The sequence below is a fragment of the Pseudomonas sp. 008 genome (assembly GCF_016861935.1).
Classification (GTDB): Bacteria; Pseudomonadota; Gammaproteobacteria; order Pseudomonadales; family Pseudomonadaceae; genus Aquipseudomonas.
The window spans coordinates 202,642-227,887 of sequence record NZ_BOMA01000003.1; the positions used below are offsets into that span (position 1 = coordinate 202,642).

28 protein-coding genes are annotated in these 25,246 nt (G+C 60.4%); 13 read left to right on the forward strand and 15 right to left on the reverse strand.

Annotation, left to right across the window (positions count from 1 at the left end):
* Nucleotides 1–105 precede the first annotated feature (105 nt).
* On the forward strand, nucleotides 106–2,910 hold the full coding sequence (locus JUI81_RS08190) for a winged helix-turn-helix domain-containing protein (protein WP_204124074.1): 2,805 nt from the start codon (nucleotides 106–108) through the stop codon (nucleotides 2,908–2,910).
* Here JUI81_RS08190 and JUI81_RS08195 read toward each other — a convergent pair.
* Nucleotides 2,875–4,353: a winged helix-turn-helix domain-containing protein gene (locus JUI81_RS08195; RefSeq protein ID WP_204124075.1), complete on the reverse strand. Its 1,479-nt coding sequence runs from the start codon at nucleotides 4,351–4,353 to the stop codon at nucleotides 2,875–2,877. The genes JUI81_RS08190 and JUI81_RS08195 overlap by 36 nt on opposite strands.
* Before the next feature lie 184 nt (nucleotides 4,354–4,537).
* Nucleotides 4,538–5,488, reverse strand: coding sequence for a GlxA family transcriptional regulator (locus tag JUI81_RS08200; RefSeq protein WP_204124076.1), 951 nt, complete (start codon nucleotides 5,486–5,488; stop codon nucleotides 4,538–4,540).
* A 226-nt stretch (nucleotides 5,489–5,714) separates the two neighbouring features.
* On the opposite strand from JUI81_RS08200, the gene JUI81_RS08205 reads away from it, so the two are divergent.
* A complete protein-coding gene (locus JUI81_RS08205; protein WP_204124077.1) occupies nucleotides 5,715–6,437 on the forward strand; it encodes a pirin family protein in 723 nt (240 codons plus the stop codon).
* A gap of 92 nt (nucleotides 6,438–6,529) precedes the next feature.
* Here the strand turns inward: JUI81_RS08205 and JUI81_RS08210 are convergent, their stop codons facing one another.
* The 6 genes from JUI81_RS08210 to JUI81_RS08235 form a co-directional block, all read right to left on the reverse strand.
* The gene (locus JUI81_RS08210) at nucleotides 6,530–7,348 is read right to left on the reverse strand and encodes a helix-turn-helix transcriptional regulator (RefSeq protein ID WP_204124078.1); all 819 of its coding nucleotides are present in this window, start codon (nucleotides 7,346–7,348) and stop codon (nucleotides 6,530–6,532) included.
* Between the two features lie 5 nt (nucleotides 7,349–7,353).
* Complete coding sequence (locus JUI81_RS08215) at nucleotides 7,354–7,893, reverse strand: kinase inhibitor (protein ID WP_204124079.1); 540 nt, start codon at nucleotides 7,891–7,893, stop codon at nucleotides 7,354–7,356.
* A 125-nt stretch (nucleotides 7,894–8,018) separates the two neighbouring features.
* Nucleotides 8,019–8,612: an NUDIX domain-containing protein gene (locus JUI81_RS08220; protein WP_028941284.1), complete on the reverse strand. Its 594-nt coding sequence runs from the start codon at nucleotides 8,610–8,612 to the stop codon at nucleotides 8,019–8,021.
* 242 nt (nucleotides 8,613–8,854) lie between these two features.
* Entirely contained in the window at nucleotides 8,855–9,097 is a 243-nt protein-coding gene (locus JUI81_RS08225) for a hypothetical protein (RefSeq protein WP_019580101.1), read from the reverse strand.
* A 12-nt stretch (nucleotides 9,098–9,109) separates the two neighbouring features.
* Nucleotides 9,110–9,610, reverse strand: a complete 501-nt coding sequence (locus tag JUI81_RS08230) for a hypothetical protein (RefSeq protein WP_204124080.1) — start codon at nucleotides 9,608–9,610, stop codon at nucleotides 9,110–9,112.
* Between the two features lie 158 nt (nucleotides 9,611–9,768).
* Nucleotides 9,769–10,206, reverse strand: coding sequence for a hemerythrin domain-containing protein (locus JUI81_RS08235; RefSeq protein ID WP_204124081.1), 438 nt, complete (start codon nucleotides 10,204–10,206; stop codon nucleotides 9,769–9,771).
* Nucleotides 10,207–10,354: 148 nt separating this feature from the next.
* Here JUI81_RS08235 and JUI81_RS08240 point away from each other — a divergent pair, with 148 nt between their 5' ends.
* A complete protein-coding gene (locus JUI81_RS08240) occupies nucleotides 10,355–10,783 on the forward strand; it encodes an N-acetyltransferase (RefSeq protein WP_019580097.1) in 429 nt (142 codons plus the stop codon).
* A gap of 95 nt (nucleotides 10,784–10,878) precedes the next feature.
* Here the strand turns inward: JUI81_RS08240 and JUI81_RS08245 are convergent, their stop codons facing one another.
* Nucleotides 10,879–11,229, reverse strand: coding sequence for a hypothetical protein (locus JUI81_RS08245; protein WP_007904889.1), 351 nt, complete (start codon nucleotides 11,227–11,229; stop codon nucleotides 10,879–10,881).
* Between the two features lie 147 nt (nucleotides 11,230–11,376).
* Between JUI81_RS08245 and JUI81_RS08250 the strand changes: the two genes are divergently transcribed.
* The 8 genes from JUI81_RS08250 to JUI81_RS08285 all read left to right on the forward strand — a co-directional run bounded on the left by JUI81_RS08250 (nucleotide 11,377) and on the right by JUI81_RS08285 (nucleotide 15,543).
* Nucleotides 11,377–11,625: a hypothetical protein gene (locus JUI81_RS08250; RefSeq protein ID WP_007941139.1), complete on the forward strand. Its 249-nt coding sequence runs from the start codon at nucleotides 11,377–11,379 to the stop codon at nucleotides 11,623–11,625.
* An 18-nt stretch (nucleotides 11,626–11,643) separates the two neighbouring features.
* A complete protein-coding gene (locus JUI81_RS08255) occupies nucleotides 11,644–11,973 on the forward strand; it encodes a DUF6388 family protein (RefSeq protein ID WP_019648485.1) in 330 nt (109 codons plus the stop codon).
* Between the two features lie 98 nt (nucleotides 11,974–12,071).
* Nucleotides 12,072–12,464 (forward strand): sulfurtransferase complex subunit TusD, encoded by a 393-nt coding sequence (gene tusD, locus JUI81_RS08260; RefSeq protein WP_026286366.1) that lies wholly within the window; start codon nucleotides 12,072–12,074, stop codon nucleotides 12,462–12,464.
* 1 nt (nucleotide 12,465) lies between these two features.
* Nucleotides 12,466–12,828, forward strand: coding sequence for a sulfurtransferase complex subunit TusC (tusC, locus tag JUI81_RS08265; protein ID WP_204124082.1), 363 nt, complete (start codon nucleotides 12,466–12,468; stop codon nucleotides 12,826–12,828).
* Nucleotides 12,828–13,121 (forward strand): sulfurtransferase complex subunit TusB, encoded by a 294-nt coding sequence (gene tusB, locus JUI81_RS08270; protein WP_018925535.1) that lies wholly within the window; start codon nucleotides 12,828–12,830, stop codon nucleotides 13,119–13,121. The genes tusC and tusB overlap by 1 nt, the downstream gene beginning before the upstream one ends.
* The gene (locus JUI81_RS08275; protein WP_018925534.1) at nucleotides 13,118–13,453 is read left to right on the forward strand and encodes a TusE/DsrC/DsvC family sulfur relay protein; all 336 of its coding nucleotides are present in this window, start codon (nucleotides 13,118–13,120) and stop codon (nucleotides 13,451–13,453) included. Before tusB ends, JUI81_RS08275 begins: the two co-directional genes overlap by 4 nt.
* Nucleotides 13,450–14,451, forward strand: a complete 1,002-nt coding sequence (locus JUI81_RS08280) for a glycosyl transferase family protein (protein ID WP_028941279.1) — start codon at nucleotides 13,450–13,452, stop codon at nucleotides 14,449–14,451. The genes JUI81_RS08275 and JUI81_RS08280 overlap by 4 nt, the downstream gene beginning before the upstream one ends.
* Nucleotides 14,452–14,541: 90 nt before the next feature.
* The gene (locus JUI81_RS08285; RefSeq protein ID WP_111454056.1) at nucleotides 14,542–15,543 is read left to right on the forward strand and encodes a glutathione S-transferase family protein; all 1,002 of its coding nucleotides are present in this window, start codon (nucleotides 14,542–14,544) and stop codon (nucleotides 15,541–15,543) included.
* A 131-nt stretch (nucleotides 15,544–15,674) separates the two neighbouring features.
* On the opposite strand, the gene cysG is transcribed toward JUI81_RS08285, so the two are convergent.
* From cysG to JUI81_RS08315, 6 genes are all read right to left on the reverse strand, one after another.
* A complete protein-coding gene (cysG, locus tag JUI81_RS08290) occupies nucleotides 15,675–17,069 on the reverse strand; it encodes a siroheme synthase CysG (RefSeq protein ID WP_019580092.1) in 1,395 nt (464 codons plus the stop codon).
* Nucleotides 17,070–18,350 carry a serine--tRNA ligase gene (gene serS, locus JUI81_RS08295; RefSeq protein ID WP_018925530.1) on the reverse strand — a complete coding sequence of 427 codons (1,281 nt, stop codon included), beginning with the start codon at nucleotides 18,348–18,350 and terminating at the stop codon, nucleotides 17,070–17,072.
* A gap of 15 nt (nucleotides 18,351–18,365) precedes the next feature.
* Nucleotides 18,366–18,740: a fluoride efflux transporter CrcB gene (crcB, locus tag JUI81_RS08300; RefSeq protein WP_007941127.1), complete on the reverse strand. Its 375-nt coding sequence runs from the start codon at nucleotides 18,738–18,740 to the stop codon at nucleotides 18,366–18,368.
* A complete protein-coding gene (locus tag JUI81_RS08305; protein ID WP_007941126.1) occupies nucleotides 18,740–20,062 on the reverse strand; it encodes a replication-associated recombination protein A in 1,323 nt (440 codons plus the stop codon). Before JUI81_RS08305 ends, crcB begins: the two co-directional genes overlap by 1 nt.
* 69 nt (nucleotides 20,063–20,131) lie before the next feature.
* Entirely contained in the window at nucleotides 20,132–20,755 is a 624-nt protein-coding gene (lolA, locus tag JUI81_RS08310; RefSeq protein ID WP_019580090.1) for an outer membrane lipoprotein chaperone LolA, read from the reverse strand.
* Between the two features lie 68 nt (nucleotides 20,756–20,823).
* Nucleotides 20,824–23,229: a DNA translocase FtsK gene (locus tag JUI81_RS08315; RefSeq protein ID WP_019580089.1), complete on the reverse strand. Its 2,406-nt coding sequence runs from the start codon at nucleotides 23,227–23,229 to the stop codon at nucleotides 20,824–20,826.
* 306 nt (nucleotides 23,230–23,535) lie between these two features.
* Here JUI81_RS08315 and trxB point away from each other — a divergent pair, with 306 nt between their 5' ends.
* Complete coding sequence (gene trxB / locus JUI81_RS08320) at nucleotides 23,536–24,495, forward strand: thioredoxin-disulfide reductase (RefSeq protein ID WP_018925527.1); 960 nt, start codon at nucleotides 23,536–23,538, stop codon at nucleotides 24,493–24,495.
* Nucleotides 24,496–24,563: 68 nt separating this feature from the next.
* Entirely contained in the window at nucleotides 24,564–25,244 is a 681-nt protein-coding gene (aat, locus tag JUI81_RS08325) for a leucyl/phenylalanyl-tRNA--protein transferase (protein WP_028941277.1), read from the forward strand.
* Nucleotides 25,245–25,246 lie beyond the last annotated feature (2 nt).

Here is a 25,246-nt window from a genome sequence, read left to right on the forward strand (position 1 = left end):
TTGCACCTGCTGCCGAGATGTATGACGCCACGTTGCGCTACCGAAAAAACCTTAGGAATATGCCTGGATACCGCGCGATAGACGGATGCAAGCAGGAGTGACCCGTTGACCCTTACCCCCGAACAGGCCATCCATTTCGGCCCCTACCGGATCTACCCTGGCCAACGCCTGGTGATGGAGGCCGACCAGCCCCTGCGCCTGGGCAGGCAAGCCATGGACATTCTGTTGATGTTGCTGGAGCACGCAGGCCAGGTGGTGAGCAAGCAGCAACTGATCGCGCGGGTCTGGCCCAAAAGCGTAGTGGAAGACACCAACCTGCGCGTGCACATGGCGGCACTGCGCAAAGCCCTCGGTGACGGTCAGGCCGGCCAGCGTTACATCGTCACCGTCGCCCAGCGCGGCTACAGTTTTGTCGCGCCGTTTTCCCTGGAGTCCATCGAACAACATCCCCAAAACGACGCCAATGAACCGGGCGGCCATAACCTGCCGGTGCGCCGGACTCGCATGATCGGCCGTCAGGCCCTGGTCGACAGACTGCTGGCGCAACTCTCACAGCAACGTTTCATCACCCTCGTGGGCCCCGGCGGGATCGGCAAGACGACCGTGGCGCTGCGCGTCGCCGAGCAACTGATCGGTCGCTATCGAGACGGCATTCGCCTGGTGGACCTGGCACCGATCAACTGCCCTTTGATGATCGGCGCGCACCTGGCGACAGCGCTGGGCTTGCCGTTGCATGACGCCGACCCCATGAACGGGCTCGCCACATGCTTGCGCGAACGACAGATGCTGCTGGTCATCGACAACTGCGAACACCTGATCGATGCCATTGCGTTGCTCAGCGAAAGCATCCTGCGCGCGGCGCCCCAAGTGCACATTCTGGCCACCAGTCGCGAAAGCCTGCGGGCCGAAGGCGAATACGTACAGCGCCTGGAATCGCTGGACTGCCCACCGCCCATCGCCGTGCTCGACCGAGCTCAGGCCCTGACGTTTTCGGCGCTGCAATTGTTTGTCGAGCGGGCGATGGCCAGCCACGACAGCTTCGAACTGAGCGAAGCCGACCTACCGCTGGCGATTGAAATCTGCCGACGTCTGGACGGCATCCCGTTGGCGATCGAACTGGCAGCGGCGCAGGTTGGCAACCTGGGTTTGAGCGGCTTGCTGTCGCAACTGCAAGACAGCTTTCGCCTGCTCGCCCAAGGCTGCCCGACCACCATGGGCCGCCATCAGACCCTGCGCGCGACTCTGGACTGGAGCTTCGAACTGCTCAATGCCTGCGAGCAAACGTGCCTGCGCCGACTGGGGATATTCCGGGGCGCTTTTACCCTGGAATCGGCGGCTGCCGTGATTGTCGGCCAGTACATCGAGCCCGACGTGGTACTTGCCTCGATTACCCAATTGGTGGCCAAGTCATTGCTGAACGTGGAAGTCGGCGACGAAGAAGTGTTCTACCGTCTGCTCGACACCACGCGTGGCTATGCGCTGGAAAAGCTCGACCAGGCCCAAGAGCTGGCGGACACCCGAGAGCGCCACGCCGAATGCTGCCTGGCCTTGATGCAGCAGGCGCAGAGTGATTGGGAACACACCCAGAGCTCGCGCTGGACCGAGCGTTACGCCCGCAGCCTGGACGACATTCGTGCAGTCCTGGATTGGGGCTTGAACGCTCAAGGGCCGCAGGCCTTGGCCATCCGTCTCGCCGCGACCTCGGCACCGCTCTGGCAAGAGCTGTCGCTGCTCAAGGAATACGGCGCGTACGTGCGCAAAGCCCTGGCGTTGCTCGAAACGACGCATCAGCCCTGCCCGCGCTTGACCATGAACCTCAAGCTTGCCCTCGGCAGTTCCTGCTACCACACCCAGGGCAGTAGCGCCGAAGCCGTCGAAGCCTTCGTCAGCGCCAAACACCTGGCCGAACACTGCAATGATGTGGCCGGTCAGCTCAAAGCGATTTCCGGGCACCTGGCGGTTGATCTCAGCTGCGGCCACTACCAACTGGCTCTGGAGCAGAGCCGACAATTCGAGCGGTTGAGGCCGCACGACGACGCGGTGACGGCCCTCAGCACCCAACGTTTGCGGGTCCTGGCCCTGCATTTTGCCGGGGATCAGGCACTGGCGCGGGAGAATGCCGAACAGGTCATTCAACGCCTGGCCCAGAGCGGCCAACTCAACCGTTTCACCCATGGTTTTGGTGTGCAATACGACCAGAGCGTGGCGACCCTTACGATTCTGGCGCGCATTCTCTGGCTGCAAGGGCTCCCGGAAAAAGCCTGGCATACCGCAAGACAGGCGCTCGACATCGCGATGCAAATCAATCATGGCACGTCCATCTGCTACACCCTGGCGCTGTCCGGTTGCCTGATCGCCCACTACAACGGCAACACGCCGGTCGCCCGCGAGCTCCTGGCCTTGCTGCTTGAGCAGTCGAAGAAACACTCGGTGTTGCTGTTCTACACTTGGGCCAAACACTACGCGCAGGTGATCGACGAAACTGATGCGCCCTCATCCCCGCGACCGGACACCGGGTTGGTCAAGGAAATCATGGTCACTCTGGGCAGCCGTTTCATCGATGATGCGTTGCTGGAGCGGGCCGAAAACGGCGCGGCGGGCTGGAGCACGGCAGAGATTCTGCGGGCCCGGGCCGACGCGTTACTGGCAGAGGATTGCCCGAGCAGTGCTGACGCGGCCGAGGCGGTGCTGCTCAAGGCTTTAGCCGTGGCAAAAACTCAGGGAGCGCTGGCCTGGGAGCTGCGCAGTGCGACTTCGCTGGCCCAGCTGTGGCAGCGTCAGGGCCACTTCCGGCAAGCCCATGAGCTGCTGGCGCCGATTTACCAGCGCTTCACCGAAGGCTTCGCCACACCGGACCTGATAAAAGTCCGGCGGTTACTCGACGAGTTGCAGCACCACCTGTCCGACTGATGTCCAGTGGGCCCGGCTGATGTAGCGCTCATAACGCAGTTCGAAGGCACGCAAGTAACCGCTGTTTTCGAGTTTCTCCAGGGCGTAGGTGCGAGTGGTATTGAGGAAACGGTAGCGCGTTACGCCGTTGCCCTGCTCGACCGACAGCAGCGATTTATTCGCCAGACTCTCCACCACGTTGACCAGGCTTGCGGGCAGCAACATCGCGCCACTGAGCACGCCAATCGCCGCGTCCAGGGTGAACGCCATCTTGAACACCGCCAGCCGCTGCAACACGATCTGTTCCAACGGGCTTAGCCGTTCATAGCTCCAATCCAGTGCGGCTTTGAGATTCTGATGCCGTGGCACGGCGGTGCGTCGACCTTGGCTCAACAGCTGAAAACAGTTGCCCAGTTGCGCTTGCAACCCTACCAGCGCCAATGCATCGATCTGCGCCGCCGCCAGCTCAATGGCCAGGGGCAAGCCATCCAGCCGACGACAGATTTCACGCACAGCATTGAGATCCTGTTGGCGCAGGGCAAACCCTAGCTGACGGGCTCGGGCGCGGCTGACTAACAGCTGCACCGCTGAATACCCCATGGCCTCGTCCACGCTATAAATCGCCGAGACTGGCGGCACCGTCAGGGCGGGTAACCGCAGCAGCGTTTCCCCCGCTGCTCGCAGCGGTTCGCGACTGGTGGCGAGGATCGACAATCGAGGCGCCGAGGCCAACAGATCGTCCACCACTGTCCTGCAACGTTCGAGCAGGTGTTCGCAGTTGTCGAGCACCACCAAGGCATGCCGTTGCGCCAACGCGTTTGCGCCAACGTCTAGTTCCAGGGTGCGCGACAGATGATCGACAAGCTGCGATGGGTCATCGATGGCCGACAGGTCAACCATCCAGACACCATCCCGATAGTGCTGCAACAGCAGCTCGGCCACGCGCAACGCCACGGTGGTCTTGCCGATGCCCGCAGGGCCGATCAGGGTCATGAAGCGTCGAACCGGCAACTGCCGGACCACGCTGCCGACGATCGAGTCACGACCGGTCACCGGTGTGAGCCGCGCAGGCAAGTTGTGTTGAGGCTTGTGCACGGTTTCGACCAGCACCGGCGTGCCCGCCCGATCGTGCTGCACCGGGGCGATGAAGCTATAACCGCGCTGGGGAATATTAACGATATAAGGCTGCCCGTTCGGCCCATCGCCGAGCGCTCGACGCAGGGCGGCAATGTGGACGCGCAAGTTGATTTCCTCGACCACCGAGGTCGGCCATACGTGGGCAATCAGCGCCTCTTTGCTGACCACCGCACCAGCGTGCTCAACCAGCACCTGCAAAATGTCCAGGGCTCGCCCGCCCATGCGCAGCGGCCGATCACCGTCCAGGATCAACCGCTGATGCAAGTGGAATGCGTAGGGCCCGAACCGCAGCACCGTGTCACTGTTTATCTCTCTGAGGTTGTTCATGCACGTTCATATGCTGAAAACCTGGCTCGGCTCAAGGAACTGCAAGCTCCCTCGATCCCGCCCATCCAGGCCCCGCACCTCCCAAAAAAGAGTTCACGGGTATCTTGGCAGGCATGGGTGACGGTACAACGGCCATGGGAGGAGCGTCACGGTCATCGCGGTGCGCACGACGGACAACAGCGCGTTAACTGAACTGCTCGCGATACTGGGTGGGGGTCAGGCCGAGCTTTTCACTGAATAGAAATCGCATGTGCCGCACGCTGCCGAAGCCACTTTTATAGGCCACGGTCTTGAGCGGCAGCTCGCTGGTTTCCAACAGATTCCTGGCGTGATCGATGCGCGCGCTTTGCAGAAACTCCATCGGCGTCATGTTCACTTCCCGGGTGAAAACCCTGGCGAAGTGCCGCGCACTCATGTTCACCAGACTGGCCATACGCTCGATACCGAACGCTTCGTCGAGGTGTTCGAGCACATGGTTCTGCACCCGGGTGACCGGCGTTTCCTGGGGGCCCACCGCGGCCATCAACGGACTGAACTGCGCCTGCCCGCCCTGGCGTTTCATCACTACCAGCAGCACTTTGGCGACGTCCTGGGCGACTTTCTTGCCGTGGTCCTGGGCAACCACCGCCAGCGCCAGGTCGATACCGGCGGTGACACCGCCGGAAGTGATGAGGTTGCGGTCCTGCACGAAAATCTGATCGGTCTCGACGATAGCCTTGGGGAAGCCTTTGATCAGTCGTTCGGTGTAATGCCAGTGAGTGGTCACGCGAAAGCCGTCCAGCAATCCGGCATGCCCGAGCACGAACGCGCCGGTGCAGATCGACCCGTATCGGTCAGCACGGCTGATGGCTCCCCGAAGCCAGTCGAGCAGCGGCGGATACTTTTCGTTGTAGGCCCCCGGCCCGCCTGGCACCAGCAACAGGTCATAGTGCCTGTTCGCCTGATCGATGTGCAGATCCGCCAGTACGCTCACGCCGTTGGAGGCCCGCAATGCGCCCTGCACGGTGCCGATGGTCAACAGCTCGTATCGGTCCGCCGGTTGCAGATAACGATTGGCGATGGAAAACACTTCCATGGGGCCGGCCATGTCGAGCAGGAGAAAGTCTGGGAACAACACCATTGCCACGGTTTTCATGGGTTCAAGGTCACTAATAGAGAACTGTTCAATACCATTGCGCCGCCCACAGGTCTGGCGCCCCACATTATGGCCACATGTAACAACAAGCATACATGAACCCGTTCACACAACTGTCAACCTGTGCGAGACAGTATTTCAATTTCCATCTACTTACTGCACTTTCAGGTAAACATTAACCTTCTCCTCACTCGGACGAATTCACGTCCTGACAGGAGATTTCATCATGCTGACCCTTCGCAAAGCTTCGGATCGCGGCGCGGCCAATCACGGTTGGTTGAAGTCGTTCCATACCTTTTCCTTTGCCAACTACCGCAACCCGCGGGAACAGGGTTTTTCCGACCTGTTGGTGATCAACGACGACCGCGTAGCCGCCGGCAAAGGCTTTGGCCAGCACCCTCACCGCGACATGGAGATTTTCTCCTACGTGCTCGAAGGCGCGCTGGAACACAAGGACACTTTAGGCACGGGTTCGGTGATCCGCCCTGGCGATGTGCAACTGATGAGCGCCGGCAGTGGCGTGGCACACAGTGAATACAACCACTCATCGACACGCCCGGTGCACTTCCTGCAAATCTGGATCGTGCCTGACGTCAGCGGCGCCAAACCGCGTTATCAGCAAGAGCATTTCAGCACGCAGAAAAAACGCGGCCGCTTGCAGTTGATCATCTCCCCGGATGGGGCCAAGGGTTCATTGAAAGTCCGGCAGGATGCGCGGGTGTATGCCGGCCTGATCGACGGCAAGGAAAGCGCCACACTGGAACTGGCCGCCGATCGCTATGCTTATGTGCATGTGGCGCGGGGCAGTGTCGAGCTGAACGGCCTGCAGCTGCAGGAAGGCGACGGCGTACGGGTTCGCGAAGAACAGGTGCTGACCTTGAGCAATGGCGTGGATGCCGAGGTACTGGTGTTTGATTTGCGGCCGCAGGAATTGCCGGAAATGCCGTGATCCCCTTGTTCAACGCCCGCAAAAAAACGGCCTGATCAAGGCCGTTTTTTGGCCGCGACAAAAATCCTGTAGGAGCGAGGCCACAGGAATATCTAAATCGCCGCCCGCAATTCCCGTGGCGACAGGCCGTAATGTGAGCGAAAGCGCACGGCAAACCGCGAGGCCGAGGCGTAACCGCTGGCACCGGCAATTTCACCGATGGGCCGGGAAGTGGTTTGCAACCATTGCAACGCGGTCGCCAGTCGAACGCTTTCCAGAATATTCCTGAAGCTGCTCCCCTCATTGGCCAGTTGGCGACGCAAAGTCGACTCACCGAGATTCAGGTGTTGAGCGACGCTCGCAACCGTCCAGTCGCTCTCAGGGCTGCCCATCACCAACTGCTGCACACGCTCGCACAGTGGATCATTGCGATCCATCAGCAGCGGTCCGGCCTGGCCGTTGAGGCCCAGGCAGAGCAGAACCGCTTCCCCATAGTGGGTGCGTAATGCATCCGGCGCGTTCGCATTGATGGCGGCCAATAACTGCTCCCATGCCTGCGTCGTATGCCTGTCCAGAGGCACACACAGATCTGTCTTCGGGGCACGGTGACCATTCATGATCTGCCGGCCATATCGGCTGCTGAAGTTGCGCAGTGTCGAACCGGGAAAGGTCACGACATCAGCGATGTAGTGACCGTGAAGACCGGGGAAGTTCGAGATACCAAACTCACGCCCGGCCGGCAACAGAATCAGATGTTGCGGCCCTGCGCGCATCTCCCGGTCATCCCATTGCAACAGCTTTTCCCCCTGTCGCACTCGACACAAGGCAGTCGCGAATATCGGCACCCGTTGCAAGGTATGAGGCTGCCGCGCCCGTATGACACACGCATCGATAATGTTTTCCCGGTGCTGGATGCCGTCACAAGGGCGCATCGTTCTTAACGTCCGTAAGTTGAAGTGATGGTCGCTTTGGCCAAGGCGTTGGCATTGAGCATATAGCCCACCAAGGCTCCGCTGGCCTGGCTGTCGAGTGGCAGCTTATCGACTTTCAACGCCCATACGGTGAATTGATAGCGATGGGGCTTATCCCCCACAGGAGGGCACGCTCCGCCAAATCCCGGTTGGCCATAATCGGTTCGTCCTTGTACGGCACCGGCAGGCAGGTTCGAACCGACCCCGCTTGGCAAACTTTTGGTTGAAGCCGGTAAGTTGACCACCGTCCAATGCCACCAGCCGCTGCCAGTCGGCGCATCAGGGTCATAGACCGTGATTGCGTAACTTTTAGTGCCCGCCGGGGCGTTGGACCAGGACAGTTGCGGAGACGTATTGCCCCCTTCGCAACCGAAGCCCTGGAACACCTCGCGACTGGTCAGCGGGTGATTTTCAGCAATATCCTGGCTGGTCAACGAGAAGTCGGCAGCGTGCCCGGTGAGCACGACGCCCATGGACAATGCGGATAGGATAATTCGGATGTTCATCGTGACCTCATCGGTGTCTTGGCGTGAAGCACGAGTCTAGAGAGAGCAAAGGCTGATTACTGTGCCGAAACGCTCGACCATTGTGCCTGAACGCTCTCTCGATCCAGACACTGTCACAGGTGATCTCAAACCGCTGCGAAGATATTCTTCATCGCCGCGTACTGCAGCAGCATGATGGTCTTGGCATCGCAAATTTCCCCGCGATAAAACGCCTCGAGGGCGTCGTCGAACTTCCACTCCAACACTTCCAGTTCTTCAGTTTCGTCTTCCAGCCCACCGCCCTCGCTGACTTTCGAAGAGGCATCGTACTCGGCAATAAAGAAATGCAGTTTCTCCGTGACCGAACCGGGGCTCATGTAGGACTCGAACACCTTCTGCACATGGTGGACGCGATAGCCGGTTTCTTCTTCGGCTTCGGCGCGAATGCGCTCTTCAGGCGCGGCACCTTCCAGCAGCCCCGCCGCGACTTCAATCAACAAGCCATCATGGCCGTTGACGAACACCGGCAACCGGAACTGGCGGGTCAGCACGACGGTTTTCTTCTCGCGGTTGAACAGCAGGATCGCTGCACCGTTACCACGGTCATAAACCTCGCGGGTCTGGCGCTGCCAGTCGCCGTTGTTGCGCAAGTAATCAAACGTGATTTTCTTCAGCAGATACCAGTCGTGGGACAGCACCTGGGACTCGATGATGTTGACCCGCTCGGCTGTGTTCGACATGACAATCCATCCTTATGTTCGTCAGAAAGCGTCCATGTTAGGCGAAAACAGAAAAAACCGGCGACTGTCGTAATGCTGTGCACTCAAGAGAACCTTGAGCCGGAGAAACCTGTGGCGAGGGAGCTTGCTCCCGCTGGGCTGCGTAGCGGCCCCAAAAATCTGACAACCATTGCGATTTTTGTGAGCGCTACGCACTCAAGCGGGAGCAAGGTATCCGTCCGGTCAACACACCTTCCTGACCTTCAGCCAATCTGCTCGAACCGCCGCCTGGTCACGAACAGCCCCGCGCCCACCGGCACGGCAAGGACCGACATCAATCCCAAGTCAAAGCCCAGCAACTGGGTCTGGCTCACTGCAACGCAGCCGATTGCGCCTGCCACCACCAGCGTCACCCCTAGCCACTTGCGCAGCGGGTACGGCTTAAGAAACCGATCAAGTAGAAAGGCCAGCGCCACGACGATGACCGTCTGGGTAATTTCGGACATGTGCAGCCCCACTCAGGTCTTGATGATCAGGGATTCGGAAGAGCGCTGTGGGCCAATCCCACCATTGACCTGCGCCTGGATGCTGACGATTACGTCGCCAGCATGGTAGGTGGGCAGAGCGTCATTGACGTACGAGCGCACACCCGCAGTTACAACAGTACCTGCGGTGACACTGCCTGCAGGTCCGGCTAAACCGCCCACAGTACCGGCAGCGCCACCGAAGGCGGAGGCGGCCAGGTTGGCGACCTTGGTGCGTTGGGCATTGAGGGCATCGCCGTGTTGCCGGGTCAGCGGCTTGGAGATGCCGATCATCATCACGCACGGCAGGCTCTTGGCCTGCATCTTGTCGTACACCTCGACAACCTTGCTGTTGACCTCATAGTGGGCGCTTTTCGCCTCGCCAAAATGCAGCTCGCGCAGGCGTCCGCGCTCGCTGTCGGTGAGGGTGATCTGCGAGACGTTGAAGACGATCCCGTGAGTGCCCATGTATTGGAAAGTCCCTTCGAACTTCATTGCGCGCATCCTTTCGAGGCAAAGATGGCGATTCTCTACAAGGAGCGCATTGGGTTCAAATCATTTCACCTTGCCGGCAAGGTGTGTTGGCTCCCTCGCCACAAGTTCTTACTGACTCAAGACTCTCTTGAGTGAACCGCATTGCGGAGCTTTCATCCTCAGGAAAGTTGCGCCTTGTATTCTTTCTGATACTCCCCGGCGAGGGTTTCTTTCTGTTGGTCGTCGAGTAACTTGCCGGCCATCTGAAAGAACTTCTGCTCCTCCTCTTTGAGGTGGTGATGGACCTTCTCCGAGAGTTTTTTCGCCGTTGCCAACCAGGACGGACTGGACATTTCGGTGGCATCCAGCGTTTCCATCATCTCGTCCATTTCGTGGTGTTCGGAGATAGCGTGGCGGCCAAGATCCACGCCGTTGTCGAACTCCATCAGCGGGATGTAGAAATGGCGTTCTTCAGCGGTTGCGTGGGCCTGAAGCTCGGATTTGAGCCGTTTGTAAGCCTCGACCCGTTCCGGGGTGTCGCCACTGGCTTGAATCACTGCATCGGCATAGCGGCGCTGACGGTCGTGGCTTTCGCGCAAGGCTTCAAAAATGTTCACGGGCTGCCCTCAATGACTGCTTTCAACAACGATGCTGTTCACGCTAGACATTCCCGGAGCCCCGGGGGTTCCTTGGGCTTCGGGGGGATAGAACAATCGCCGCAACCGGGATAGGCTCCGTGTTCACTGCCATAAGGATGTGTTGCCTATGACTCTGCGAATCGAATTGTCGAAAAATGCCACTGCGGAGGAGCGCGAAGCAATCCTCACACCACTGCGCGCCTACAACGCCGCAAAGGCCGGGGCCACGGTGTCGGAGCAGATTGCTTTGCTGGTACGCAATGACAGCGACGAGATTCTCGGCGGGCTTTATGGCCGGGTGTTTTACCAATGGTTTTTCATTGAGTTGTTGTCGGTGCCGGAGCTGGCCCGGGGACAAGGGATGGGCTCGAAACTGATGCAGATGGCCGAAGACCTGGCGCGGGAAAAGAAATGCGTGGGGATCTGGCTGGACACCTTCGACTTCCAGGCGCCGGAGTTTTACAAGAAGCACGGCTACAGCGAGTTGGGGCACATTGCCGATTATCCGCCGGGCCACAAGCGCTTCTTTTTTCAGAAGCGTTTGATGGATTTGTAAGCTTCGGTTTTTGTGTTGCCTTCAAAAGATCGCAGCCTCGTTTCACTCTGTCGAGTGAAACGAGGCTGCGATCTTTTCTGGATCTTCGATCTTGCTTACAAACAGGTCGCCAACGCCGCCAATCGGCGCTTGGCGACAAAATCGTCGTGCTGCGCGTAGTAGCTCAATGCTGTACCCGAGGCGTCGGTGGTCACGTCCACGAAAGACTCGGCCGAACGGGTGTAGACCGTCGAGCCGCCCTTCTTGCCCGGCTGCAAATACGCACCGGCATCGACGCCGAACACCGCCTCGTCCTGCCAGGCAAACTGCACGCACTGGGCGACGACCTTTTCCGGTTTGTCCGAGGTCAGGGTTTTGTACGGGGTTTTGGTGCGGGCGTCGTTCATCGCCGATCCGGCGCAGCCCGCCAGCAAGGTTGCGGCCAGCGCCACCATCAGAATTCGCATTGCGTTCGCTCATAAGGAAAAAGCGGACTGTACCACCGCGGCGCGGCGTATCGTTCTGCTTTACTTCATTTATACCGCGACACCGCGCAACGATTCGCGCACCCTGTCGCGCCGATAGCCTCGCATCACCCATTTTTCAGGAAAGCCATGACACCCAACGCCGAGTTCTACAAACCCTCCACCGACTACGCCGACAAACTGATCAGCCAGATCGGCCAGACGCCGGCCTGGATCGCCAAGCGAATTGGCGTCACCGACAAGCGGATTCGTTACATTCTCGACGGCGAAAGAACCGTCAAAGGCGAAACCACGCCGATCCAGATGACCTACACCGAGCAGTTTGCCCTTGAGTGTCTGGCTGCGGCTGCCAAAGCGAGCAAAAAGCAGTCTTCGTAATCCCCTCAAGGAGTGACCATGGCGGCAACCGAACAGCAACACGAACAGGCGCTGAGGAAGTTTCTCGATGAACGCCCTGAGCTGCGTCTTGAGCTCGACAATCTCAATCCCCTGCTCGCCCAGGCCAAAGGCGAGACGATGGCGCAGTACCGCGACGAACGCTTGCATGAAGCGTTCGAAGCCGAGGCCGAGCGCCTGGGTTTGTTTGCCTGGGAGCTGACACTGCAACTGACCACCGCCACGCCCGAGGAATATCAGGCCCAACGCATGGAAGTGCACAAGGAAGTTGCAGAGATGGCCGGCATGAACTGGCTTGAGTATTGCGAGTTGTATGGGCTGACCAAATAATCCTCGCGATGGCAGCGACTCGGTCTGCGAGCAAACGCCCTTCGCCGCCCTGCCGATAAAGCTTTATCATGGCCGCAGTTTTGCTGATCGAGTCCGTCATGAAATTCGCCATAGCGCTGTTTTCCGCCGCCCATGCGCCCTCCTCGCGCCGTGCCTTGCTGTTCGCCCAGGCGGCGCTGGCCGGCGGGCATGAGATTGTCCGGCTGTTTTTCTATCAGGATGGTGTCTACAACGCGTCCGGCAGTGTGGTCACGCCTCAGGATGAGCAGGATTTGCCCAAGCAATGGCGCACCTTCGTCACCGAACATCAACTCGATGGCGTGGTCTGCATCGCCGCCGCCCTGCGTCGCGGCGTGCTGAACGAGGAAGAAGCCCAGCGCTATCAACGTGAAGCGGTCGCCGTGGGCGCGCCGTGGGAATTGTCCGGCCTTGGCCAGTTGCATGACGCGGTGCAGGACGCTGACCGTCTGATCTGTTTCGGAGGCGCGTGAGATGGCTAAATCCTTGCTGATTATCAGCCGTCAGGCGCCGTGGTCCGGGCCGAATGCGCGGGAAGCGCTGGACATCGTGCTGGCCGGCGGCGCCTTCGATCTGCCGATCGGGCTGCTGTTTCTTGATGACGGCGTGTTCCAGCTCGCCGCGAAACAGGACGCCAAGGCATTGCAGCAGAAAGACCTGAGCGCCAACCTGCAAGCCTTGCCGATGTTTGGCGTCGAAGACCTGTTCGTGTGCGCTGAAAGCGTAGCGGCCCGAGGCCTGAACCCCAAAGGTCTGTCGCTTGAAGAAGCCCGGGTACTGAGCGCCCAGGACATCACCGCCCTTATTGACCGTTACGACCAGGTGATCACCCTCTGATGTCGACTTTGCATGTGTTGTCTCATTCCCCTTTCGGCGACGAGCGCCTGGGCAGTTGCCTGCGCGTGATCGGCCCCAACGATGCGCTGCTGCTGAGTGGCGATGCGGCCTATGCCTTGCAGCCAGGCACCGCGCCATTCAGCTCTTTGCATGCTCGCAACCTGAAACTGTTCGTACTGGCCGAAGACGCGCAGGCCCGGGCTCTGCAAGTTCCGGACTGGGCCAGTGCCATTGACTACCCGGCCTTCGTCGAACTGTCGATTCACTATGACAAGGTCAACAGTTGGCTATGAAATCCCTGACCGTTGGCGCCCGCGCCATTGAACTGGACAAGGACGGCTTCCTGGTGGAACTGAGCGACTGGTCTACCGAGGTGGCCACCGCCCTCGCCGCCGCCGAAGACATCGAGTTGAGCCCGGAACATTGGGAAATCCTCGAACTGCTGCGCAGTTTCTACGACGAATTCCAGTTGTCCCCGGCCACCCGCCCGCTGATCAAGTACACCGCATTGAAGCTCGGCCCCGACAAGGGCAACAGCCTGCACCTGAACCGACTGTTCAAAGGCACCCCTGCCAAACTCGCCGCGAAACTGGCGGGCCTGCCCAAACCGACGAATTGCTTATGACCGACTATCCAGCGCTGACCCTCGAAACGCCCGCCGAGCACCCGTTCGCCCAATTCGTGCGGATCCTTGGCAAAGGCAAACGCGGCGCACGCGATCTGACCCGGGCCGAAGCCCGCGAGGCCATGGGCATGGTGCTCGACGACAAGGTCGAGGACACCCAGCTCGGCGCGTTCCTGATGCTGTTGCGACACAAGGAAGAGAGCGCCGAGGAAATGGCCGGGTTCACCGAAGCCTTGCGTGAACGCCTGAGTCCCCCGGCGCTGACGGTCGATCTGGACTGGCCGACGTACGCAGGCAAGAAGCGGCATTTGCCGTGGTATCTGCTGGCGGCCAAGTGCCTGGCGCAGAACGGCCTGCGCATCTTCATGCACGGCGGCGGCGCGCACACGGCGGGGCGACTGTACAGCGAACAACTGCTCGAGACGCTGAACATACCGTTGTGCCGCAACTGGCAGCAGGTCGGTGCGGCACTCGATCAGGGCGGTCTGGCGTTCATGCCATTGGTGGACTGGGCTCCACAACTCCAGCGAATGATCGACCTGCGCAACACTCTGGGCCTGCGCTCGCCGATCCATTCCCTGGCGCGGATTCTCAACCCGTTGGGCGCCCGTTGTGGCCTGCAAAGCATTTTCCACCCCGGCTACCAGGCGGTGCATCGCGATGCCAGCGGTCTGCTCGGGGACACGGCAATCGTCGTCAAGGGCGATGGCGGCGAAATTGAGATCAACCCGGACGCTGACAGTCACCTGTATGGCACCACCGGCGGCGAAAGTTGGGATGAAGAATGGCCGCAGCTGTCGAGCCAGCGCCACGTCAAACCGGCGAGCCTGGATCCGGAGCACTTGAAAGCCGTGTGGCGTGGCGACGCGGTCGACAGCTATCCGCAAATGGCGCTGATCTCGACCATGGCCCTGGCCTTGCGCGGCCTCGGCCAGTCTCGCGAACAAGCCTTCGAAACCGCCCAGCAATATTGGGACGCCCGGGACCGATCGATTTAATCGATCATAACAGCCCAACCTTTGCGCTTTTTGTTCGAACCTATGCGCATAGACTCCTCTCCAACGTTTATAGGTTGAGGAGTCAGGCACATGGGTTTGTTAGTCGAAGGTCGCTGGCAGGATCAGTGGTACCAAAGCAGCAAGGATGGCGCGTTCCAGCGTGAACAGGCGCAGCGTCGCAACTGGCTGACCGCCGATGGCAAGCCAGGCCCGAGCGGCGTCGGTGGTTTTGCCGCCGAGGCCGGTCGCTATCACCTCTATGTGTCGCTCGCCTGCCCGTGGGCCCATCGCACGCTGATCCTGCGCAAACTCAAAGGCCTCGAAAGCCTGATCGACGTGTCGGTGGTCAGCTGGTTGATGCTGGAAAACGGCTGGACCTTCGATAAAAACCTCGGATCGACCGGCGACAAGCTCGATCATTTCAATTTCATGCACCAGCGCTACACCGCCGATACCGCCGACTACACCGGCCGCGTCACCGTGCCGGTGTTGTGGGATAAACAGACCAACCGCATCGTCAGCAATGAATCGGCGGAGATCATCCGCATGTTCAACAGTGCGTTCGATGACTTGACCGGCAATGACCTGGATTTCTACCCGGCACCGCTGCGCAGCGAAATCGACGCCCTGAACGAGCGGATTTATCCAGCAGTGAACAACGGCGTCTATCGCGCCGGGTTTGCCACCTCGCAGCAGGCTTATGAAGAGGCGTTCGATGAGTTGTTTGCCGAGCTGGATCGGCTGGAGCAACTGCTGGGCGCGAATCGTTACCTGACGGGTGAATACCTGACCGAAGCGGATATCCGCCTGTTCACCACGCTGATTCGTTTTGATGCGGTGTATCACGGCCACTTCAAATGCAATCTGCGGCGGATTGCCGATTATCCGAACCTGTCGAACTGGTTACGGGAGATTTATCAGTGGCCCGGGATTGCCGAGACGGTGGATTTCACCCACATCAAGAACCACTACTATGGCAGCCACAAAACCATCAATCCGACCGGGATTGTGCCTAAAGGGCCGGCGCAGGATTTCACCGGGGCGCATGATCGGGGGCGGTTGAGTGGGAAAGAGGTTTGGCGCAAGGCCTGAGGTTGATCGTTCCCACTCTGCGTGGGAATGTATCCCGTGACGCTCTGCGTCACATCCGAAACGGAACGCGGAGCGTCCCTGGCGGCGTTCCCACGCGGAGCGTGGGAACGATCACACAGACAACACAGAAATCAGACCTGCGCTTGAGCCCCTTCGAACCACGCCAGTTTCTCGCGCAGTTGCACCACTTCCCCGACGATCACCAGTGTCGGCGCATGCACTTCATGCTCCGCCACTAGCCGTGGCAGGTCGGCCAGAGTGCCGGTAAATACCCGCTGATTGACCGTGGTGCCCTGCTGGATCAACGCCGCCGGGGTATCGGCCGCGCGACCGTGCTTGATCAACTGCTCGCAGATGATCGGCAAGCCCACCAGCCCCATGTAAAACACCAGGGTTTGCGCCGGCGCGACCAGGTCGGCCCACGGCAAATCGGTGGAACCGTCCTTGAGGTGCCCGGTGACAAACCGCACTGACTGCGCGTAATCGCGGTGAGTCAGCGGAATCCCGGCATACGCCGCGCAACCGCTGGCAGCGGTAATGCCCGGCACGACCTGGAACGGGATGCCATGGGCCGCCAGTTCTTCGATCTCTTCGCCGCCACGCCCGAAAATGAACGGATCGCCACCCTTCAAGCGCACCACGCGCTTGCCGGCCTTGGCCAGATCCACCAGATGCTGGTTGATCTGTTCCTGAGGCACGGCGTGATCGGCGCGGCGCTTGCCGACGTAGACCCGCTCGGCATCGCGACGGCACAAATCCAGAATCGCCGGCGCCACCAGACGGTCATACAACACCACGTCGGCTTGCTGCATCAGGCGCAAGGCGCGGAAGGTCAACAGGTCGGGATCACCCGGCCCGGCGCCCACCAGATAAACCTCGCCAGTGGCTACAGGGGCTTCGCCATTGATTTTGGCCAGCATCAAGCGCTCGGCCTCGGCGCCCTGCCCGGCCAGTTGCCGGTCGGCAATCGGTCCCTGGAACACATCCTCCCAGAACGCCCGACGCTGCTGCACGTCCGGAAACAGGCCTTTGACCTGGTTGCGGAAACGCGCCGCCAGACCGGCCAGTTGTCCGTAAGTGGAAGGAATCCAGGTTTCCAGCTTGGCGCGAATCAACCGCGCCAGCACCGGTGCATCACCGCCACTGGACACGGCAATGATCAGCGGCGAACGGTCGACAATCGCCGGGAAGATCACGCTGCACAGGGCCGGCGCGTCCACCACGTTGACCGGCACGCAACGCCGATGGGCATCGGCGGAGACTTGCGCGTTCAGCGGTTCGTCGTCGGTGGCGGCGATGATCAGCCCGCAACCGTCCAGATCCGCCTCGACGTAGCCACGCACCAGGCACTCGCCACCGCTGCCGGCTACCAGCTCACGCAACTGCGGTTCGATTTCAGGTGCGACCACCCGCAGCAGCGCACCGGCTTCGGCCAGCAGGCGGGATTTGCGCAAGGCAATCTCCCCCCCGCCGACGACCAACACACGACTGCCGCGAAGGTTATGGAACAGCGGCAGATAGTCCATTTAGCCGATGACCTCAAGGCCACCCATGTAAGGCTTGAGCACTTCAGGCACACGGATCGAACCGTCGGCCTGCTGATAGTTCTCGAGTACCGCCACCAGGGTACGACCGACCGCCAGGCCGGAACCGTTCAGGGTGTGCACCAGCTCAGGCTTGCCGGTTTCCGGGTTGCGGAAACGCGCTTGCATACGGCGGGCCTGGAAGTCGCCACAGTTGGAGCACGACGAAATCTCGCGATACTTGTCCTGGCTCGGAATCCACACTTCCAGGTCGTAGGTCTTGACCGCGCTGAAGCCCATGTCGCCGGTGCACAGCGCCAGGGTGCGGTATGGCAGCTCCAGCAGTTGCAGGACTTTCTCGGCGTTGGCGGTCAGGTTTTCCAGCGCTTGCATCGAGGTCGACGGCTCAACGATCTGGACCATCTCGACCTTGTCGAACTGGTGCTGACGGATCATCCCGCGAGTGTCGCGACCCGACGCGCCAGCCTCGCTGCGGAAGCACGGCGTGTGTGCCACGAACTTGATCGGCAGCAGTTTCGAATCGACGATTTCGCCGGCCACAATGTTGGTCAGCGACACCTCAGCGGTCGGAATCAGGTAAAGATCGGCTTCGCCGTCGCGGCTGATCTTGAACAGGTCTTCTTCGAATTTCGGCAACTGACCGGTGCCCTGCAGGGCCGGCGCTTGTACCAGATAAGGCGTGTAAGCCTCTTCGTAACCGTGTTCGTTGATGTGCAGGTTGATCATGAACTGCGCCAGCGCACGGTGCAGGCGAGCAATCGGGCCGCGCAGCAGGGCGAAACGGGCGCCGGACAGTTTGGCGGCGGTTTCGAAGTCCAGCCAGCCGAACTTCTCGCCCAGGGCCACGTGGTCCTGAACCGGGAAGTCGAAAGCCTTCGGCGTGCCCCAACGGCGCACTTCAACGTTGCCTTCTTCGTCATCGCCGACCGGCACCGATTCGTGCGGCAGGTTCGGGATACCCAGCAGGATCGAATCCAGCTCGGTCTGGATAGCGTCCAGCTCGACTTTACCGGCGCTCAACTCGCCCGCCATGCGCTCGACATCCGCCATCAGCGGCGCGATGTCTTCGCCGCGCTGCTTGGCCTGGCCGATGGATTTGGAGCGCGCGTTACGTTCAGCCTGCAGAGCTTCGGTGCGGGTCTGGACGGTCTTGCGCTGTTCTTCCAGCGCTTCGATGCGCGCAACATCCAGGGCAAAGCCACGGGATGCCAGGCGGTCCGCTACGTCCTGAAGGTTGCTACGTAACAGTTTGGAATCGAGCATGTCGGTTTCTCGTTATCAAAGTTTGGTCAAGGACAGGCCAGCCCAGGTGGCGAGCAGCCCGCCGAATACGCTGATGGCCGCATAGCCCAAGGCCAGCGGCACTTGCCCGGTTTCCAGCAGGCGTACCGTATCCAGTGAAAAGGATGAAAAAGTCGTCAGCCCCCCGAGGAAGCCAACGATCAACCCGGCGCGTACCGCAAACGATACCTCCGGGCGAATCAAAAACAGGCCGTATAGAACGCCGATCAGCAAACAGCCCACGATATTAACGGCCAGCGTCGCGGTATAGAAGTGCCGCGGCCAATTCGCGTTGATCCAGTTACCGGTGGCGAAGCGCAACAGCGTACCGGCGACACCGCCGACAGAAACCGCAACGATCAAGGGAATCACTATTTTCTCCGCTGTCGGGGGCTTAGACGGTCAAGCTGCGCGAGGTGGTTGAGCTTTTCGCCGATCTTCAGCTCCAGGCCGCGAGGCACGGGTTGATAGAACCGTTGTGGCTCCAACTCATCCGGGAAGTAATCTTCGCCAGCGGCGTAGGCATCCGGTTCATCGTGGGCGTAACGATATTCATCGCCATAACCCAATTGCTTCATCAACTTGGTCGGCGCATTGCGCAGGTGCAGCGGCACTTCCAGCGAACCGTGTTCGGTAGCGCTGCGCATCGCGGCCTTGAAGCCCATGTACACCGCGTTGCTTTTTGGCGCGCAAGCCAGATAGGTAATGGCTTGGGCCACCGCCAGTTCGCCTTCGGGGCTACCGAGGCGCTCCTGCACTTCCCACGCCGCCAGGCATAGGCTCAGGGCGCGGGGGTCGGCATTGCCGATGTCTTCGCTGGCCATGCGCACTACGCGTCGGGCCAGGTACAGCGGGTCGCAGCCGCCGTCGATCATTCGCGCGAACCAGTACAGCGCGCCATCGGGGTTGGAACCGCGTACCGATTTATGCAGCGCGGATATCTGGTCGTAGAAGGCTTCGCCGCCCTTGTCGAAACGTCGACGGGTGTCGCCGAGCAGACTTTGCAGCAGGTCGACGCCGATTTCGCTGTGGTCTTCGGCCAGGTCCGAGGCGTTTTCCAGCAGGTTAAGCAAACGCCGGCCATCGCCATCGGCGGCGGACAGCAGCATCTGGAAGCCCTCGTCGCTGAGGGTCAGTTGCCGCTTGCCCAGCCCGCGTTCTTCGGTCAGCGCGCGATGCACCAGCTTGCGCAGGGCGGCTTCGTCGAGGCTTTTGAGCACATAGACACGCGCCCGGGACAGCAGCGCGTTGTTGAGTTCGAACGAGGGGTTTTCCGTGGTCGCGCCGATGAAAATCAGCGTGCCGTCTTCAACGTACGGCAGGAACGCATCCTGCTGGGACTTGTTGAAGCGATGCACTTCGTCGACGAACAGGATGGTGCGCTTACCGTACTGCCCGGCCTGCTGCTTGGCGACTTCCACCGCTTGGCGGATTTCCTTTACGCCGGCCAGTACCGCCGAAACCGTTTCGAAGTGCGCATCCGAGACTTCCGCCAGCAGCCGCGCCAGGGTGGTTTTACCCACGCCCGGTGGCCCCCAGAAAATCATCGAGTGCAGGGCACCCTGCTCCAGGGCTTCGCGCAAAGGCTTGCCGCGAGCGAGCACGTGTTCCTGACCGACGTACTCGTCCAGATTGGCCGCACGCAAACGGGCGGCCAGAGGCTGAGCAATCGGGGCACTGCGAAACAGGTCCATCACGTACTTTTAAAACCTCGAGTCAATTCTCAAGTTTGGCGAACACCACACAAGCTCGCTTCTACAGGTTTACTCCTGGATCACATCGGCACCCTTGGGAATGTCGAACTTGAATTTGGAGGCCGGGATCGGCTCGTTGGCCTTCACGCCGGTGAACAGGATGTTGGTGCGCTGGCCGACGCTGTCGATCATCTGCATATCATTGACCAGACCATTGCGGAACGATAGGCGCAGGCTGTCGAACAGGGTGTCCTTGGTTTTCGGCTTCAGGGTGAAGTCGATCACGCCGCCGGCTTCCTTGGCGCTGATGTCGAAGCTCTGGCTGATCTTGGACACGTCACCGGACAGCAGCAACGCCGGGGTCTGGGTCAGACGCTGATCAAGAGTCTTGATGGTGGCCTGTTCCAGATCCGGGTCCCACAGGGTCACTTTCTTACCGTCCGATACCATGGTTTGCTCGGCCGGCGCGTTGGTGTGCCAGTAGAACAGGCCCGGGCGCTGCAAGGACATTTCACCCGCTGTTTCTTGTAACTGGGTGCCGCTGCCATCAAGGGTCAGCTGGGAGAAGTGCGCGGTCAGGGTCTGGGATTTTTCCAGCAGTTGAGTCAGACGCGCCACGTCCTTGTCGTCGGCGTGGGCCGAGAGCGTGGTCAAAGCCAGTACCGGCAGCAGCAACATGCGGATAAGACGCATGGGAGTCCTCATAAACATTCGTGGGAGTGCGGGCGGCGCCTCAGGACGCCGCCCCTTTCAAAACCGGATCAGTCGCGCACCGGGCCAGGGGCCAGGACTTCACGCGAACCGTTGGTGTTCATGGACGTCACGACCCCGGCCATTTCCATGGCTTCGATCATACGCGCCGCGCGGTTGTAGCCGATTTTCAGCTTGCGCTGAACCGCGGAGATGGACGCGCGACGGCTTTCCAGGACGAACTGCACCGCTTCGTCGTAGAGCGCGTCGGTTTCGGCATCATCTTCACCGCCACCGCCGCCGTTTTCAAAGCCGCTACCAGCCTCTTCGACACCGGCGAGAATGTCATCGTTGTATTCCGGCGCGCCGCGCAATTTCCAGGCTTCAACCACCCGGTGCACCTCGTCATCGGACACGAATGCGCCGTGAACACGAATCGGCAGGCTGGTGCCCGGCGGCATGTACAACATATCACCGTGGCCCAGCAGTTGTTCGGCGCCGCCCTGGTCGATGATGGTCCGCGAATCGATCTTGCTCGATACCTGGAACGCCATACGGGTCGGGATGTTCGCCTTGATCAGACCGGTGATCACATCCACCGACGGACGCTGGGTCGCGAGGATCAAGTGGATGCCCGCCGCACGCGCCTTCTGCGCGATACGCGCGATCAGCTCTTCAACCTTCTTGCCGACGATCATCATCATGTCGGCGAATTCGTCGACCACCACGACGATGGTCGGCAGCTTCTGCAGCAGCGGTGCCTCGTCGTGGATGCTTTCGCGCTTGTACAGCGGATCGCTCAACGGCTCGCCAGCGTCCTGGGCTTCCTTGACCTTGGCGTTGAAGCCCGACAGGTTACGCACGCCCATCTTCGCCATCAGTTTGTAGCGCCGTTCCATCTCGGCGACGCTCCAGCGCAAGGCGTTGGCGGCATCCTTCATGTCGGTGACCACCGGGCACAGCAGGTGCGGGATGCCTTCGTAGATCGACAGCTCAAGCATTTTCGGGTCGATCATGATCAGCTTGGCGTCTTCTGGGCCAGACTTGAACAGAATCGACAGGATCATCGCGTTCACACCCACCGACTTACCGGAACCGGTCGTACCGGCCACCAGCAAGTGCGGCATTTTCGCCAGGTCAGTGATGACCGGTTTGCCGCCGATGTCATGACCCAGGGCCAGGGTGACCGGAGACTTGAAGTTATCGTACTCGGGGGTCGACAAGACCTCGGAGAACCGCACGATCTGCCGGTCTTCGTTAGGGATCTCGATACCGACCGTGGTCTTGCCCGGAATCACTTCCACCACGCGCACGCTGGTCACGGCCAGGGAACGGGCCAGGTCTTTCGCCAGGTTGGCAATGCGGCTGACTTTCACCCCGGCGGCAGGCTGGATTTCGTAACGGGTGATGACCGGGCCCGGGTGAATCGAGTCTACCGAGACTTCGACGCCGAATTCCTTGAGCTTGATTTCCAGCAAGTGGCCGACGGCCGCCAGGGATTCAGGCGAATAATTGAGTTGTTTCTTTTCCGCCGGGTCGAGAATTGAAATCGGCGGCAAGGTGCCTTCCACGGCGCTGTCGACGAACAACGGCGCTTGTTTCTCTTTTTCCACGCGCTTGCTCGGAGCGGCCGGCTTCGGCGGTGCGGGAGCAATCACCGGCGGCACCTGCTTTTCACGCTCGGACATGTGCTTGCTCAGGGCCTGCTCGCGCTCGATCAGGCGTTCCTTGACCTTGGCCTGCTCACGTTTGTCGGTGACCGTCGGCGCAACCACGTCGTGCACGCGATCGTCGACTTCACGCAGCTGGGCGACCAATTGCTTGCGTTCGGTACGGGCTGCCCACCAGCGATTGGCCGCGCCCTGAAACAATTCGAACAAATCGAGGGTGATCTTGCCGGTGACGTCCATCACCTTGAACCATGACAGGTCGGTGAATACCGTCAGGCCGAACAGGAACAGCGCAATGAACAGCAGCGTGCTGCCCTGAATATTCAGGGCATTCTTCGCCAGATCGCCGAGGCTTTCACCCAAAGCGCCGCCCGCGCCGGCCGGCAGACCGGTCGCCGCATGGAAATGGATATGAGCCAGCGCCGCGCCCGACAGCACCAGAAACACCAGGCCGATCAGGCGCCAGGAAAACAGCCAGCCGCTCCACTGCCATGGCTCGTGGCGCTGACGGAAGATCTGATAGGCCTTGATCGCCAGCAATAGCGGGAAAATGTAGGCGAAGTAACCCAGGACCATGAACAGGATGTCGGCGCTGTAAGAGCCGGCAGGCCCGCCGAAGTTCTGTACGTCGTCGATCTTGCTGTTATGGCTCCAGCCCGGATCGTCCTTGCCATAGGTCAACAAGGCCATCATCAGGAACAGGCACAAGGCGCCGATGGCGATCAATGCACCTTCCTTGAGCCGGTAGTGCAATTGCTGGCGCCAGAGCGGAACGACTGTTTTAGGTGCTGCGGTGGATTTCTTCAAAACGCTTCTTTTCCTGCGCCCTTGGCGCGTCCATCTGTTGAATGACTATAAAAACTGCCCAATCCAGGCAGGTAAAAAAGTTAACAGTCCCAACCGGGACTACTTTTAACACTGTGCCCCGGTTTTTCGAAATACGGTACGCAGCGCTTTTTTGATACAAACACTGTTACAAGCGGGCATTGTACGGGTTTGTTCGCCCAATGCCATGCTTGAGACCCTTGGCTCCAGCATAGCCAACAGCACAATACGCGCCGTCCAATTTGAGCATGCATTCTCTTTTGTGACAAAGGCTTATGAGGTGTTTTTATGAGTGAAGCGAAGCATTCCCGCCTGATCATTCTGGGTTCCGGCCCTGCCGGTTACAGCGCAGCCGTTTATGCCGCTCGCGCCAACCTCAAACCCGTTGTCATTACCGGCATACAGGCCGGTGGCCAGCTGACCACCACCGTCGAAGTCGACAACTGGCCCGGCGACGTCGAAGGCCTGACTGGCCCGGTGCTGATGGAACGCATGCAGAAACACGCCGAACGCTTCGACACCGAGATCGTTTACGACCACATCCATACCGCCAAGTTGCAACAGCGCCCGTTCGAGCTCATCGGCGACAGCGGCACCTACACCTGTGATGCACTGATTATCGCTACCGGCGCTTCGGCCCAATACCTGGGGCTGCCATCGGAAGAAGCCTTTGCCGGCAAAGGGGTTTCGGCCTGCGCCACCTGCGATGGTTTCTTCTATCGCAACCAGGTGGTCGCAGTGGTCGGCGGCGGCAACACCGCCGTGGAAGAAGCCCTGTACCTGTCGAACATCGCCAAGGAGGTTCATCTGATTCACCGTCGCGACAAACTGCGTTCGGAGAAGATCCTGCAGGACAAGCTCTTCGAAAAAGCCGCCAACGGCAATATCCGCCTGCACTGGAACCAGAACCTGGACGAAATACTCGGTGACGCCAGCGGCGTGACCGGCGCCCGCCTGCGTCACAGCCATACCGGCGAAACCGCTGAACTGTCGCTGGCCGGCGTGTTCATCGCCATCGGCCACAAACCCAACACCGACCTGTTCCAGGGCCAGCTGCAGATGCGCAACGGCTACCTGCTGGTCAAGGGCGGCAGCGAAGGCGACGCCACCGCCACCGCCATCCAGGGTGTATTCGCCGCCGGCGACGTGGCCGACCACGTTTACCGCCAGGCAGTGACCTCTGCCGGAGCCGGTTGCATGGCTGCGCTGGATGCCGAGAAGTATCTCGATGACATTCCCGGCGTTTGACGGTTAACCTTCTATCTGGCGGGTTTATCGGCCCGCCACCGCCCTCCCCTTCTGCAAGCCCGGATGCCATGCTGACTTGGTTACAACGCAATACCCTGACTTTTCCGCCGTTGGAAAAAGCCATGCGCGACCCCAACGGACTGCTGGCCGCGGGCGGCGATCTGTCCGCCGACCGTCTGATTCAGGCGTATCGCCATGGCTGCTTTCCGTGGTTCTCGGAAGGCCAACCGATTCTCTGGTGGTCGCCGGATCCGCGCACGGTGCTGTTTCCCGACGAACTGCATGTCTCCCGCAGCCTGAATAAACTGCTGCGCCAACAACGCTATCAAGTGACCTTCGATCGGGATTTTGCCGCAGTCATCAGCGCCTGCGCCGCGCCGCGCGAGTACGCCGATGGCACCTGGATCACCCAAGCGATGCAGGACGCCTACGTCGAACTGCACAGGCGCGGCTACGCCCATTCGGTGGAGGTCTGGGACGATGGCGTGCTGGTCGGCGGGCTCTACGGCCTGGCCATGGGACAGCTGTTTTTCGGTGAGTCGATGTTCAGCCGCGCCGACAACGCCTCCAAATATGGCTTTGCCATGCTGGTGCGACATCTGAAAGACTCAGGTTTTGTGCTGATCGATTGCCAGATGCCCACCGATCATCTGCACAGCCTGGGCGCCCGAGCGATTCCCCGCACCGAGTTTGCCGGCTACCTTGCCCGGCACCTGGATCAACCCAGTAGTGCCACCTGGGTTTGCTGAGC